This window comes from Pseudomonas saponiphila, assembly GCF_900105185.1.
GTDB lineage: Bacteria > Pseudomonadota > Gammaproteobacteria > Pseudomonadales > Pseudomonadaceae > Aquipseudomonas > Aquipseudomonas saponiphila.
In genome coordinates, this window is the sequence record NZ_FNTJ01000002.1 from 1,361,066 (window position 1) to 1,375,666 (window position 14,601).

11 protein-coding genes are annotated in these 14,601 nt (G+C 63.4%); 8 read left to right on the forward strand and 3 right to left on the reverse strand.

All coding sequences use genetic code 11. From position 1 onward, the window contains the following. Window positions 1–17: 17 nt before the first annotated feature. Genes gatB through gatC form a run of 3 tightly spaced genes read right to left on the reverse strand, consistent with a single transcriptional unit; the run spans window position 18 to window position 3,229 of the window. On the reverse strand, window positions 18–1,463 hold the full coding sequence (gene gatB / locus BLV47_RS28015) for an Asp-tRNA(Asn)/Glu-tRNA(Gln) amidotransferase subunit GatB (protein ID WP_092319606.1): 1,446 nt from the start codon (window positions 1,461–1,463) through the stop codon (window positions 18–20). Window positions 1,464–1,473: 10 nt separating this feature from the next. Further along, window positions 1,474–2,925 carry an Asp-tRNA(Asn)/Glu-tRNA(Gln) amidotransferase subunit GatA gene (gene gatA / locus BLV47_RS28020; protein ID WP_092319608.1) on the reverse strand — a complete coding sequence of 484 codons (1,452 nt, stop codon included), beginning with the start codon at window positions 2,923–2,925 and terminating at the stop codon, window positions 1,474–1,476. A gap of 16 nt (window positions 2,926–2,941) precedes the next feature. Beyond that, window positions 2,942–3,229, reverse strand: coding sequence for an Asp-tRNA(Asn)/Glu-tRNA(Gln) amidotransferase subunit GatC (gene gatC / locus BLV47_RS28025; protein WP_092319610.1), 288 nt, complete (start codon window positions 3,227–3,229; stop codon window positions 2,942–2,944). Between the two features lie 211 nt (window positions 3,230–3,440). Here gatC and mreB point away from each other — a divergent pair, with 211 nt between their 5' ends. The 8 genes from mreB to tldD all read left to right on the forward strand — a co-directional run bounded on the left by mreB (window position 3,441) and on the right by tldD (window position 14,594). After that, window positions 3,441–4,478, forward strand: a complete 1,038-nt coding sequence (mreB, locus tag BLV47_RS28030) for a rod shape-determining protein MreB (RefSeq protein ID WP_002555108.1) — start codon at window positions 3,441–3,443, stop codon at window positions 4,476–4,478. 142 nt (window positions 4,479–4,620) lie between these two features. Next, window positions 4,621–5,694, forward strand: a complete 1,074-nt coding sequence (gene mreC / locus BLV47_RS28035) for a rod shape-determining protein MreC (protein WP_092319612.1) — start codon at window positions 4,621–4,623, stop codon at window positions 5,692–5,694. Next, a complete protein-coding gene (mreD, locus tag BLV47_RS28040; protein WP_016963426.1) occupies window positions 5,694–6,185 on the forward strand; it encodes a rod shape-determining protein MreD in 492 nt (163 codons plus the stop codon). Before mreC ends, mreD begins: the two co-directional genes overlap by 1 nt. 43 nt (window positions 6,186–6,228) lie before the next feature. Beyond that, the gene (locus BLV47_RS28045) at window positions 6,229–6,834 is read left to right on the forward strand and encodes a Maf family protein (RefSeq protein ID WP_092319614.1); all 606 of its coding nucleotides are present in this window, start codon (window positions 6,229–6,231) and stop codon (window positions 6,832–6,834) included. Window positions 6,835–6,890: 56 nt separating this feature from the next. Beyond that, the gene (gene rng, locus BLV47_RS28050) at window positions 6,891–8,348 is read left to right on the forward strand and encodes a ribonuclease G (protein WP_060837539.1); all 1,458 of its coding nucleotides are present in this window, start codon (window positions 6,891–6,893) and stop codon (window positions 8,346–8,348) included. A 75-nt stretch (window positions 8,349–8,423) separates the two neighbouring features. Beyond that, window positions 8,424–12,227 carry a YhdP family protein gene (locus BLV47_RS28055; RefSeq protein WP_092319616.1) on the forward strand — a complete coding sequence of 1,268 codons (3,804 nt, stop codon included), beginning with the start codon at window positions 8,424–8,426 and terminating at the stop codon, window positions 12,225–12,227. 58 nt (window positions 12,228–12,285) lie between these two features. After that, a complete protein-coding gene (locus BLV47_RS28060) occupies window positions 12,286–13,125 on the forward strand; it encodes a carbon-nitrogen hydrolase family protein (RefSeq protein ID WP_092319618.1) in 840 nt (279 codons plus the stop codon). Window positions 13,126–13,151: 26 nt separating this feature from the next. Beyond that, the gene (tldD, locus tag BLV47_RS28065; RefSeq protein WP_092319620.1) at window positions 13,152–14,594 is read left to right on the forward strand and encodes a metalloprotease TldD; all 1,443 of its coding nucleotides are present in this window, start codon (window positions 13,152–13,154) and stop codon (window positions 14,592–14,594) included. Window positions 14,595–14,601 lie beyond the last annotated feature (7 nt).

Genomic DNA, 14,601 nt, shown 5'->3' on the forward strand with positions numbered 1-14,601 from the left:
TTGCGGTTAAACCGCGATCAGCCTTCGAGCTTGCTTTTCAGCAGTTCGTTGACCTGTTGCGGGTTGGCCTTGCCTTTGGAGGCTTTCATCGCCTGGCCGACGAAGAAGCCGAACATCTTGCCGCGCTTGGCCTCATCGGCAGCACGGTATTGTTCGACCTGTTCGGCGTTGGCCGCGAGCATCTCGTCCAGCACGGCGGAGATCGCGCCGGTGTCGGTGACCTGCTTGAGGCCGCGCTTGTCGATGATCTCGTCCGCCGTGCCCTCGCCATTGGCCATGGCTTCGAACACGGTCTTGGCGATCTTGCCGGAGATGGTGTTGTCCTTGATCCGCAGCAGCATCCCGCCCAGCTGTTCGGCGGAAACCGGGGCTTCGTCGATTTCCAGGCCCTGCTTGTTCAACAGGCTGCCGAGCTCAACCATGACCCAGTTGGCGGCGAGCTTGGCGTCACCGGCGATGCTCGCGACTTTCTCGAAGTAGTCCGCTTGTTCGCGGCTGGTGGCCAGGACGCTGGCATCGTAGGCCGAGAGGCCGAACTGCTCCTGGAAGCGCTCGCGTTTCTGCGGTGGCAGCTCGGGCAGGGTGGCGCGCACCTGGTCGAGGAAGGAGTCCTCGATGACCACCGGCAGCAGATCCGGATCGGGGAAGTAACGGTAGTCGTTGGCTTCTTCCTTGCTGCGCATCGGACGGGTTTCGTCCTTGTTCGGGTCGTACAGGCGGGTCTGCTGGATCACCTTGCCGCCGTCTTCGATCAGCTCGATCTGGCGACGGATCTCGGTGTTGATGGCCTTTTCGATAAAGCGGAACGAGTTGACGTTCTTGATCTCGCAGCGGGTGCCGAACTCGACCTGGCCTTTGGGCCGGACCGAAACGTTGCAGTCGCAACGCAGCGAGCCTTCGGCCATGTTGCCGTCGCAGATGCCCAGGTAGCGCACCAGGGCGTGGATCGCCTTGACGTAGGCCACGGCTTCCTTGGCGCTGCGCATGTCCGGCTCGGAGACGATTTCCAGCAGTGGCGTGCCGGCGCGGTTCAGGTCGATGCCGGTAGAACCGTTGAATTCTTCATGCAGGCTCTTGCCGGCATCTTCTTCCAGGTGCGCGCGCGTGATGCCGACGCGTTTCATGGTGCCGTCTTCCAGAGGGATGTCCAGGTGGCCCTTGCCGACGATTGGCAGGTCCATCTGGCTGATCTGGTAGCCCTTGGGCAGGTCCGGGTAGAAGTAGTTCTTGCGGGCGAACACGTTGTGCTGGCCGATCTCGGCGTCTACCGCCAGGCCGAACATCACCGCCATGCGCACCGCTTCCTGGTTCAGCACCGGCAGCACGCCGGGCATGCCCAGGTCGACCAGGCTGGCCTGGGTGTTGGGCTCGGCACCGAAGGCGGTGGAGCTACCGGAGAAAATCTTCGATTGAGTGGTGAGCTGGGTATGAATCTCCAGCCCGATCACGACTTCCCATTGCATGTGTGTCTCCTCAGAAGCCGGTTGGGGTGCGGGTGTGCCAGTCAGTGTTCAACTGATACTGGTGCGCAACGTTGAGCAAGCGGCCTTCCTGGAAATACGGGGCGAGCAGTTGCACGCCGACCGGCAAGCCGTCGACGAAACCGGCCGGCATCGACAGGCCCGGCAGGCCGGCGAGGTTGGCGGTGATGGTGTAGACGTCTTCCAGGTACTCAGCGACCGGGTCGCTGCTCTTGGCGCCGAGCTTCCAGGCCGGGTTGGGCGTGGTCGGGCCGAGGATGATGTCGACCTCTTTGAACGCGGCCATGAAGTCGTTCTTCACCAGGCGACGGATTTTCTGCGCCTTGAGGTAGTAGGCGTCGTAGTAGCCGGCGGACAGGGCATAGGCACCGACCATGATCCGGCGCTGTACCTCGCTGCCGAAGCCTTCGCCGCGGGAGCGCTTGTACATGTCTTCGAGATTGGCCGGGTTCTCGCAGCGGTAGCCGAAACGCACGCCGTCGAAACGCGACAGGTTGGAGGAGGCTTCCGCCGGGGCGATCACGTAGTACGCAGGAATCGCGTGCTGCATGTTCGGCAGGCTGATTTCCTTGATCACCGCGCCGAGCTTTTCCAGCTCCTTGACGCTGGTGTGGATCAGCTCGGCGATGCGCGGGTCGAGACCGGCGCTGAAGTACTCCTTCGGCACGCCGATGCGCAGGCCCTGCAGCGAACCGTTGAGGTCGGCGCTGTAGTCCGGCACCGGTTCATCGATGCTGGTGGAGTCGTTCGGGTCGAAGCCGGCCATGCCTTGCAGCAGGATTGCGCAGTCTTCGGCGGTGCGTGCCAGCGGGCCACCCTGATCGAGGCTGGAAGCGTAGGCGATCATGCCCCAGCGGGAAACGCGACCGTAGGTCGGCTTCAGGCCGGTGAGGTTGGTGAAGGCGGCCGGTTGGCGGATCGAGCCGCCGGTGTCGGTGGCGGTGGCGGCTGGCAGCAGGCGCGCAGCAACCGCTGCGGCGGAACCGCCTGACGAACCACCCGGTACGTGTTCCAGGTTCCACGGGTTTTTCACCGCGCCGTACCAGCTCGACTCGTTGGCCGAGCCCATGGCGAATTCGTCCATGTTGGTCTTGCCCAGGGTCACGGTCCCGGCGGCGGCCAGCTTGGCGACCACGGTGGCGTCGTAGGGCGCCTTGAAATTGTCGAGCATCTTCGAGCCGCAACTGGTGCGGATGCCCTGGGTGCAGAACAGATCCTTGTGGGCGATCGGCGCGCCGAGCAGGACACCGCTCTCACCGTTGGCGCGACGGGTGTCGGCGGCCTGGGCCTGGCTCAGGGCCAGGTCCTGGGTGAGGCTGATGAAGCTGTTGATCTGCGGATCCAGCTGGGCGATACGCGCCAGCAGGGTCTGGGTCAGTTCTACGGAAGAGAATTTCTTGTCGGCGAGGCCGCGGGCGATCTCGGCCAGAGTCATGTGGTGCATTGCAGGCTCTTTCCCTTTAGTCGATGACTTTCGGAACCAGATACAGGCCGCTTTCGACCGCTGGTGCGATGGACTGATAAGCCTCGCGATGATTGGACTCGGTCACAACGTCTGCGCGCAGGCGCTGGTTGGCTTCCAGAGGGTGAGCCAGGGGCTCGATACCGTCGGTATCGACTGCCTGCATTTCATCCACCAGCCCGAGAATGCTGTTCAGGGCGGAGGTGATGTGTGGAAGATCGCCTTCATTGAGCTTGATGCTGGCCAAATGAGCGATTTTTTCCACGTCGGAGCGTTCAAGCGCCATGGGATTCTCCAGTGGAAAACAAAAACGGATTTCGTCCGCGTGTTAGATTGTCGGAACACTACCGCATTTCTACGGTCTTATGGCCGCGATTGTGGGGTTTGGTGCACAGAAAAGCGGCCAATTTAACATATTGGCGCCTTGCCCAAAATCCCTGTCGTTGTTAGAGTTTGCCGCACTTTTTTACCCACGCGTTGCCTAGGGTCCCTTTCCCATGTTCAAGAAACTGCGTGGCATGTTTTCCAGCGATCTTTCCATTGACCTGGGCACTGCCAACACCCTTATTTACGTGCGCGAGCGCGGTATTGTCCTGAATGAACCATCGGTTGTGGCCATTCGGACCCACGGTAATCAGAAAAGTGTTGTCGCGGTTGGTACTGAGGCCAAGCGCATGCTCGGTCGTACTCCGGGCAACATTGCCGCCATTCGTCCGATGAAGGACGGCGTGATCGCCGACTTCAGCGTCTGCGAAAAGATGCTGCAGTACTTCATCAACAAGGTTCATGAAAACAGCTTTCTGCAGCCCAGCCCTCGCGTGCTGATCTGCGTTCCATGCAAGTCCACCCAGGTTGAACGTCGCGCCATCCGTGAATCGGCCCTTGGTGCCGGTGCCCGTGAAGTGTTCCTGATCGAAGAGCCTATGGCCGCCGCCATCGGTGCCGGCCTGCCGGTTGAAGAAGCTCGCGGTTCGATGGTCGTGGACATCGGTGGTGGTACCACTGAAATCGCCCTGATCTCCCTGAACGGCGTGGTCTACGCCGAATCCGTGCGGGTTGGCGGCGACCGTTTCGACGAAGCGATCATCACCTACGTGCGTCGCAACTACGGCAGCCTGATCGGCGAATCCACCGCCGAGCGCATCAAGCAGGAAATCGGCACCGCCTACCCGGGCGGCGAAGTGCGCGAAGTCGACGTGCGCGGCCGTAACCTGGCCGAAGGCGTGCCACGTGCCTTCACCCTGAACTCCAACGAAGTGCTGGAAGCTCTGCAAGAGTCCCTGGCAACCATCGTTCAGGCAGTGAAAAGCGCCCTGGAGCAATCGCCGCCGGAACTGGCTTCGGACATCGCCGAGCGTGGCCTGGTGCTGACCGGTGGTGGTGCCCTGCTGCGTGATCTGGACAAGCTGCTGGCCCAGGAAACCGGCCTACCGGTGATCGTCGCCGAAGACCCGCTGACCTGTGTCGCTCGCGGCGGTGGCCGTGCATTGGAAATGATGGACAAACACACCATGGACCTGCTCTCCAGCGAATAACGTCGCGGCGGGCATCTATGCTGTTGCGCTCACAGGCAGCACTTTGCAGTGCTGCCTGTGGCGTTTATCTTCTGTCAATCTGCATCCAGGCCGGTTTGATGCCGTATGAATAAACACAACATTTGCCTGGGAGGAGCGGCTTATTAAACCGCTTTTCGCCAAAGGCCCCTCATTAGGCGTGCGCCTCCTGGTGCTGGTCGTGCTGTCGGTCGCACTGATGGTGGTCGATGCTCGCTTCACACTGCTCAAGCCGGTGCGTAGCCAGATGTCGCTGGTGCTGATGCAGTCCTACTGGATCACCGACCTGCCGCAGCGGCTATGGCAGGGCGTGGCCAGTCAGTTCGGCAGTCGTACCGAACTGGTCGCTGAAAACGAAAAACTCAAGACCGAGAACCTGCTGCTGCAGGGGCGCATGCAAAAACTAGCGGCCCTGACCGAGCAGAACGTGCGTCTGCGCGAGTTGCTCAATTCCTCGGCGCTGGTCAACGAGAAGGTCGAAGTGGCCGAGTTGATCGGTATGGACCCGAACCCCTTCACCCACCGCATCATCATCAATAAAGGTGAGCGCGACGGTGTCTTTCTCGGTCAGCCGGTGCTCGATGCCCGTGGCCTGATGGGGCAGGTGGTGGAGTTGATGCCCTACACGTCCCGCGTCCTGCTGCTCACCGACACCACCCACAGCATTCCGGTACAGGTCAATCGCAACGGCCTGCGCGCAATCGCTAGCGGCACCGGCAACCCGGAGCGCCTGGAGTTGCGGCATGTGGCCGACACGGCGGATATAAAGGAAGGCGACCTGCTGGTCAGCTCCGGCCTCGGGCAGCGTTTCCCGGCTGGCTATCCGGTGGCCACGGTCAAGGAAGTGATCCACGACTCCGGCCAGCCGTTCGCCATCGTGCGGGCGGTACCCACTGCCGCGTTGAACCGCAGCCGCTACCTGCTGCTGGTGTTCAGCGATCCGCGCACTGCCGAGGAGCGAGCCAACGACGCGGCCCAGGCTCAGGAAGCCCAGGATCAGCAAGGTGGTAGCGTGGCGCCGGTGGTGCCGGCCACGGTGCCCAAGCCGGCGGCGAACGCTGCTGCACCCGCCAGCGCGGCTCCTGCTGCGCCGGCGACTCCGACCAAGCCTGCGGCCCGTGCTCCGGCCAAACCGGTCCATAAACCTGTGGTGAAGCCTGCGGCGGCGGCACCGGCCACCACCGGAGGGAGAGAATAATGGCGGGCACCCCCTATTCACAAAACGGCTGGATCGTCTGGCTGACGTTCCTGATCGGCATGTTGCTCAGCGTGTCGCCACTGCCTCAGTTCATGGAAGTCCTGCGCCCGTTGTGGCTGGCCCTGTTGCTGGCTTTCTGGGCCCTGGCCCTGCCGCACAAGGTCGGCATGGTGACGGCCTGGTGCCTGGGGCTCGCGGAAGACGTGCTCTACGGCACCCTGCTGGGACAGAACGCACTGATTCTGACCCTGATCACATTCCTCGTGCTGTCCTTGCAGCAGCGCCTGCGGATGTTCCCGATGTGGCAGCAAAGCCTGGTGATTCTGGTGATCTTCGGTCTGGCGCAGTTGGTCCAGCTCTGGCTCAGTGCCCTGACCGGCAATCGCCAGCCAACCCTGGCCCTGGTGCTGCCAGCCCTGGTCAGCGCCTTGTTGTGGCCGTGGGTCAGTTTTGGCCTGCGTGGCTTGCGTCGACGTTTCAAAATCAATTAATTCGGTCAGGCATTGGCCCGCACCTCGACAGGGAGATGTCTTGATGAATCCGCTTTACCTCGCCTCCGGTTCGCCCCGCCGACGTGAGCTGCTCGCCCAGATCGGCGTGCCGTTCACCGCCATCAGCGCTGACATCGATGAAACGCCGCTGGCCGACGAATCTGCGGCCGCCTATGTCGAGCGCCTCGCTCGGGGCAAGGCGGCTGCCGGCCGTGCCCTGATCACCAGCAGCGAGTCCCAGGCTCCGGCCTGTGTGCTGGGAGCCGACACCGCCGTGGTGCTCGATGGACGGATCCTGGGCAAGCCGCGGGACCAGGCCGACGCCCAGGAAATGCTCATGGCGTTGTCCGGCCGCGAGCATGAAGTGTTGACCGCCATAGCCCTGCTCGACGGCTCGCGCTGCGAGTCGCGAGTGGTGCGCAGCCTGGTGCGTTTTCGTCCCATCTCGGCAGCCGAAGCGGCGCTCTACTGGGCCAGCGGCGAACCCCGGGACAAAGCCGGTGGTTATGCGATCCAGGGACTTGCAGCGGTGTTTGTCGCAGGGCTCAATGGCAGTTATTCCGCCGTGGTCGGCTTGCCGGTATGCGAAACCGCAGAATTGCTCGGCCATTTCGGCATACCCTGTTGGCAAAACCTTCCAGTGCGCTAAAGCGCCGTGTAAGACAGCTACGGCCTTCTATGAACACGCCTGAACGAGACACTGCCATGAGTGAAGAGATTCTGATCAACATCACGCCGATGGAATCGCGGGTGGCGGTGGTCGAAAACGGAGTGCTGCAAGAGGTTCACGTCGAGCGCACCCAGCGCCGTGGCATTGTCGGCAACATTTACAAAGGCAAGGTGGTACGGGTTCTGCCCGGCATGCAGGCGGCCTTCGTCGACATTGGCCTGGATCGCGCGGCATTCATCCATGCCTCGGAAATCTCCACCCGCGAAGGCACGGCGGTGGAAAGCATCAGCGCCCTGGTCCATGAAGGGCAGAGCCTGGTGGTGCAGGTCACCAAGGATCCCATCGGCACCAAGGGCGCGCGCCTGACCACCCAGTTGTCGATTCCCTCGCGCTATCTGGTGTACATGCCCCGCACCGCGCATGTCGGCATCTCGCTGAAGATCGAGGACGAGGCCGAGCGCGAGCGCCTGAAACAGGTGGTCAGCGACTGCGTGGCCCAGGAGGGCATCAAGGAAGCGGGCGGCTTCATTCTGCGCACCGCCGCCGAGGGGGCCGGTGCCGACGAGATCCTCATGGACATCCGCTACCTGCGCCGGTTGTGGGATCAGATCGGTGCGCAGATCAAGACCATCGGCGCGCCCAATGTGATCTATGAAGACCTGGGCCTGGCCTTGCGTACCCTGCGCGACCTGGTGAACCCGAAGATCGAGAAGATCCGCATCGACTCCCGGGAAACCTTCCAGAAGACCACGCAATTCGTGGCCGAACTGATGCCGGAAATTGCCGACCGCCTGGAACACTATCCCGGCGAGCGGCCGATTTTCGACCTGTACGGAGTCGAGGACGAAGTGCAAAGGGCGCTCGAACGCAAGGTGCCGCTCAAGTCCGGTGGCTATCTGGTGGTGGACCCGGCAGAAGCCATGACCACCATCGACGTCAACACTGGCGCCTTTGTCGGCCATCGCAATCTTGAGGAAACCATCTTCAAGACCAACCTCGAGGCCGCCACCGCCATTGCCCGGCAACTGCGCCTGCGCAACCTGGGCGGGATCATCATCATCGACTTCATCGACATGGAAGACGAAGAGCACCAGCGCCAGGTACTGCGCACCCTGGAAAAACAGCTGGAGCGCGATCACGCCAAGACCAACATCATCGGCATCACCGAGCTGGGGCTGGTGCAGATGACCCGCAAGCGTACCCGGGAAAGTCTGGAGCAAGTACTCTGCGAGCCCTGCAGCAGTTGTCAGGGGCGGGGCAAGCTGAAGACCCCGGAAACCATCTGTTACGAAATATTCCGCGAAATTCTCCGCGAGGCCCGGGCTTATCAGGCAGAAGGATACCGAGTGCTGGCCAATCAGAAAGTGGTGGATCGTCTGCTGGACGAAGAGTCGGGCAACGTTGCGGAGTTGGAAGGTTTTATCGGCCGGACCATCAGGTTCCAGGTCGAAACCATGTATTCCCAGGAACAATACGACGTGGTGCTGCTCTGATTCCCCGTGTCTTACCTCAGTGGAAACGGCTGGCTTCAGCTTTTTGGATGACTTTTGCCGTGGGAGCCAACTGAAATGGAGCGGCTGATCCGTCTGTTCGCCACGCTGACTCGCTGGGGCCTGGGCCTCTGCGCGTTGCTGTTGGTGGTGATTGCCCTGTACGTCAGTCTGGGTCGGGAGCTGACGCCGTTGGTGGCCGAATACCAGGCCGAGGTCGAAGCCAAGGTGCAAAAGGCCGTGGGCTTGCCGGTGCAGATCGGCAGCCTGGAGGGGCGTTGGAGCGGCTTGTCACCGATCCTGCTGGCCCACGATGTGACGGTGGGCGACGGGGCCAATGCCCTGCGCCTGGACCAGGTCAGCGTGGCCCCTGACATGCTCGGCAGTCTGTTGGCCCGGGACCTGCGCATCGGGCGCCTGGAACTCAGTGGCCTGAGCCTGAGCCTCAAGGAAGGCGTGGACGGCCAGTGGCAATTGCAAGGCCTGCCGATGCAGCAGGACCAGCCCATGGATCCGGAGCAACTGCTGACCCGCTTGCAGCAAGTCGCCGAACTCTCCTTGCTGGACAGCCAGGTCACCTTGCTGCCGCAGGATCATGCGCCGCTGGCCCTGACCTATGTCGGCCTCAACCTGCGCACCGGCCCCAGTCGCCAGCGTCTTGACCTGCGCCTGACCCTGCCGGATGGGCAGCCCCTGGCCGTCAACCTGCGCACGCGGATTCAGGCGCAGGCATGGCGCGACGCCCAGGCCGAGCTGTACCTGAGCCTGCCGCAAAGCGACTGGTCGCGCTGGCTGCCGGCGCGTGTCACTCAGCAATGGAAACTCTCCGAACTCAAGGCCGGCGGCGAGCTGTGGCTGAACTGGGCCAAGGGTGGCGTGCAGAGCGCCGCGCTGCGCCTGAACGCGCCCCAGCTCACTGGCGCCTATGCCGAGCGGACGCCGGTCACCCTGAAGAACCTGGCGTTGAACGCCTTCTTTCAGCGCAGCGATCAGGGCCTGCAGGTGCAACTCGACTCCCTGGCGCTGAGCCTTGGCGAGACTCGTTGGGAATCGCGCCTGCAACTGCAGCAAACCCAGGCCGGCGACAACCGCGAAGAACTCTGGCATCTGCAGGCCGATCGCCTGGACCTGACGCCGCTCACGCCGATCCTCAATGCCCTGGCCCCTCTGCCGGAAGGCCTGGCCACCACCATCGAGCGCTTGAAGGTCAGCGGCGGGCTGCGCAACGTGCTGCTCGACTATCGTCCGCAGAACACCGGCGACCAGCGCCTGAGCTTTGCCGCCAACCTGGATCGGGTCGGCTTCGACGCCTATCACGGCGCTCCGGCGGCCCGCAATGTCAGCGGCAGCATCAGCGGCGACCTGGGGCAGGGCGAGCTGCGCATGGACAGCAAGGATTTCTCCTTGCACCTGTATCCGATCTTCGCCAAGCCCTGGCAGTACATCCAGGCCAACGCGACCTTGACCTGGAAACTGGACCAGCAAGGTTTCACCCTGATCGCTCCGTACCTCAAGGTGCTGGGGGAAGAGGGCAAGATTGCCGGCGATTTCCTGATCCGGCTGCACTTCGACCACAGCCAGGAAGACTACATGGACCTGCGGGTCGGCCTGGTGGAGGGCGATGGCCGCTACACCGCCAAGTACCTGCCCCAGGTGCTCAGCCCAGCGCTGGATGAATGGCTGCGCACGGCGATTCTCAAGGGCGCGGTGGATGAGGGCTTCTTCCAGTACCAGGGCTCGCTGAACCATGACGCCATCGAAGCGGCCCGTAGCATCAGCCTGTTCTTCAAGGTGCATGACGCCGAATTGGCCTTCCAGCCAGGCTGGCCGCACCTGAGCAAGATCAGTGGCGATGTGTTCGTCGAAGACAGTGGCGTGCGCATCGTCGCCAGCAAGGGCCAGCTGTTGGATACCAAGGTGCGGGATGTCTTCGTCAACATTCCTCATGTGGCCAGCGGGCACAGCAGCCACATGCTGATCGACGGCAGTTTTGCCGGCGGCCTGGGCGACGGAGTGAAGATCCTGCAGGAGGCGCCGATCGGCACCGCCTCGACCTTTGCCGGCTGGCAGGGCGAGGGCGATCTGCAGGGCAAGCTGAATCTGGACATCCCGCTGGTCAAGGGCGAAGAGCCGAAGATCGTGGTGGATTTCAAGACCGACAAGGCGCGCCTCAAGCTCAGTGAGCCGTCGCTGGAGTTGAGTCAGCTCAAGGGCGACTTCCGCTTTGACAGCAGCAAGGGGCTCAGTGGCGAGGGCATCAGTGCCCAGGCCTTCGACCGGCCGGTGACCGCGCAGATTTTCGCCGATGGCAAGCCTGGCAAGCCCAATACGCGGGTGGTGGCCAAGGGGCAGGTGGCAATCAAGAAACTCACCGATTGGCTGCAGGTCAGCCAGCCGTTGCCGGTATCTGGCGAGCTGCCCTATCAGTTGCAACTGAACCTCGATGGCGCCGACAGCCAGTTGATGGTCAGTTCCAGTCTCAAGGGGGTGGCGGTGGACCTGCCGGCACCGTTCGGCATGAGCGCCAGTACTGGCCGCAACAGTGTGTTCCGCATGACCCTGCAAGGGGCCGAGCGTCGCTACTGGTTCGATTACGGCGAGCTGGCCGACTTCACCTTCGCCGCCCCCAGCGGCAAGTTCGGCGAGGGCCGTGGCGAACTGTTTCTCGGTGACGGCGCGGCCTTGCTGCCCACCAGCAAAGGGCTGCGGGTGCGGGGGATCTTGTCCGAGCTGGATGTCGAGCCCTGGAAGAACCTGGTGGACCGCTATGCGGGGAAGGACCCGGGGGGCAGCGCCAAGCAGTTGCTCAGCAGTGCTGACTTCAAGGTCGGAACCCTCAGCGCCTTTGGCACTCGCCTGGATCAGGTCAACCTGCAGCTGACCCGGCAGCCCGCCGCCTGGACGTTGCAGATTGACAGCCAGCAGGCCAAGGGCAATGTCGGCATCCCCGATGCCAAGGCGGCGCCGATGGCGATCAATATGCAGTACGTGCGTTTGCCGGCCGCGGACCCTACGGCGCAAGCCGACGAGAATGCACCCGATCCGCTGGCTTCGGTGGACCCCAAGAATGTGCCGCCGCTGGATATCGCCATCGAGCAGCTGTTCCAGGGCCCGGACCTGATCGGCCGCTGGGCGCTCAAGGTGCGTCCTACCGCCAAGGGCATGAGCTTCAACAGCCTGGACCTGGGGCTCAAGGGCATGCAGCTGCAAGGCGAAGGTGGTTGGGAAGGCCAGGCCGGTGCCAGCAATAGCTGGTACCGCGGGCGCATTGGTGGCAAGAACCTGGCCGACGTGCTCAAGGGCTGGGGCTTTGCACCCACGGTGACCAGCGAAGACTTTCATCTGGATGTTGACGGGCGCTGGCCCGGCTCGCCGGCCTGGGTCGGCCTCAAGCGCTACTCCGGCAGCCTGGACGCAACATTGCGCAAGGGCCAGTTCGTTGAAGTCGAGGGCGGCGCCCAGGCGCTACGGGTATTCGGCCTGCTGAACTTCAACTCCATCGGCCGGCGCCTGCGCCTGGACTTCTCCGATCTGTTCGGCAAGGGGTTGAGCTACGACCGGGTGCGTGGCGTGCTGGTGGCAAGTAACGGTGTCTATGTCACCCGCGAACCCATCACGCTGACCGGGCCGTCGAGCAATCTGGAGCTCAATGGCACCCTGGACATGGTGGCCGATCAGGTGGACGCCAAGTTGCTGGTGACCTTGCCGGTGACCAACAACCTGCCGATCGCCGCACTGATTGTCGGCGCGCCGGCGGTGGGTGGGGCGCTGTTCCTCATCGACAAGCTGATCGGTGACCGCGTGGCGCGCTTCGCCAGCGTCAAGTACAACGTCAAGGGGCCGTGGAAAGAGCCGAAAATCACCTTCGACAAGCCGTTTTGAGAATCCTCGATGCGTGCCCATGGAGTAGCATGGCGGCCTACCCAACACGGAGTGCGCCATGTCTCTTGCGGTGATTCAAATGGTCAGCCAGAGCGATGTTCTGGCCAATCTGCAGCAGGCCCGCAGCCTGCTCGAACGCGCCGCCGAAGGTGGCGCCAGGCTGGCGGTGCTGCCGGAAAACTTCGCCGCCATGGGCCGCCGCGACATGGCCGCCATCGGTCGCGCCGAAGCCCTGGGCGAGGGACCGATCCTGCCGTGGTTGAAACAGACCGCCCGCGACCTCAGGTTATGGATTGTCGCCGGCACCCTGCCGCTGCCACCCGAGCATCAGCCCGATGCCAAGTCCAACGCCTGTTCGTTGCTGGTGGATGACCAGGGACAGTGGGTGGCGCGCTACGACAAGTTGCACCTGTTCGACGTCGACGTGGCCGACAATCGCGGCCGCTATCGCGAATCCGATGACTATGCTCATGGAAACCGCGTGGTGGTGGCGGATACGCCAGTAGGACGGGTAGGGCTGACGGTTTGCTATGACCTGCGCTTTCCCGAGCTGTACAGCGAGCTGCGCGCTGCCGGTGCCGAGTTGATTACCGCGCCTTCGGCGTTTACCGCGGTCACCGGTGCAGCCCACTGGGAGGTGCTGATCCGGGCCCGGGCCATCGAGACCCAGTGCTATGTACTGGCGGCAGCCCAGGGCGGCGTGCACCCGGGCCCGCGGGAAACCTACGGCCACGCGGCGATCGTCGACCCCTGGGGGCGAGTGCTGGCGCAGCAGGATCAAGGTGAGGCTGTGCTGTTGGCCGAGCGCGACAGCAGTGAACAGGCGTCCATCCGGGCGCGGATGCCGGTGTTCAGTCACCGGCGCATTTTCTCGCAAGGCGTTCAACGGCTTGCATAAGTACGACGAATTTAAGGCCAAAGCATATGAGCGGGTTGTTGTCCTCAGTCAGTGAACATCTTCTAGCCCCTGGCGGCGTGACCATCGAAAGCCTGCAGGGCGTGCTGGGGGATCTGGCCGGCCCGGGCATCGACGCCGCCGACCTGTATTTCCAGGGGCAGATTTCCGAGTCCTGGTCCCTGGAAGACGGGATCGTCAAGGAAGGCAGTTTCAACCTTGATCAGGGGGTTGGGGTGCGCGCGCAGTCCGGTGAGAAGACCGGCTTTGCCTACAGCAACGCCATCACCCTGGAAGCCCTGGGCCTCGCCGCCCGAGCGGCGCGTTCGATTTCCCGGGCCGGGCAGAACGGCACGGTGCAGGCGTTCTCGACCCAGGACGTGGCTCAGCTGTACGCGCCGGACAATCCGCTGGAGGTCATCAGCCGCGCCGAGAAGGTTGAGCTGCTCAAGCGTGTTGACGCCGCGACCCGGGCCCTGGATCCGCGTATCCAGCAGGTTAGCGTGAGCATGGCCGGGGTCTGGGAGCGAATCCTGGTGGCTTCCACCGACGGCGGCCTGGCGGCGGATGTACGGCCGTTGGTGCGCTTCAACGTCAGTGTCATCGTCGAGCAGAACGGTCGCCGCGAGCGCGGTGGCCACGGTGGTGGCGGGCGGACCGATTACCGCTATTTCCTCAGCGAGGACCGGGCCATGGGCTATGCCCGTGAAGCGTTGCGCCAGGCCCTGGTCAATCTGGAAGCGATTCCGGCACCGGCCGGCACCTTGCCGGTGGTGCTGGGCTCCGGCTGGTCCGGAGTGCTGCTGCACGAAGCCGTGGGCCATGGCCTGGAGGGCGACTTCAACCGCAAGGGCAGTTCGGCGTACAGCGGGCGCATGGGCGAAATGGTGGCCTCCAGGCTTTGCACCATCGTCGACGACGGCACCCTGGCCGGGCGCCGTGGTTCCCTGAGCGTGGACGACGAAGGCACCCCGACCGAATGCACCACGCTGATCGAGAACGGCGTGCTCAAGGGCTACATGCAGGACAAGCTCAACGCCCGCCTGATGGGCGTGGCCCGTACCGGCAACGGGCGGCGCGAATCCTATGCCCACCTGCCCATGCCGCGCATGACCAACACCTACATGCTGGGGGGCGAAAGCGACCCGGCGGAAATCATTGCTTCGGTGAAGAAGGGCATCTACTGCGCCAACCTCGGCGGCGGCCAGGTGGACATCACCAGCGGCAAGTTCGTGTTCTCCACCAGCGAGGCCTACCTGATCGAAGATGGCAAGATCACCGCACCGGTCAAGGGCGCGACCCTGATCGGCAACGGACCCGAGGCCATGAGCCGGGTGTCGATGGTGGGCAATGACTTGTCCCTGGACAGCGGCGTCGGTACCTGTGGCAAGGATGGGCAATCGGTGCCGGTGGGCGTCGGCCAGCCAACCCTGAAGATCGATGCGATCACCGTGGGTGGCACTGGGGCATAGGGAAGGA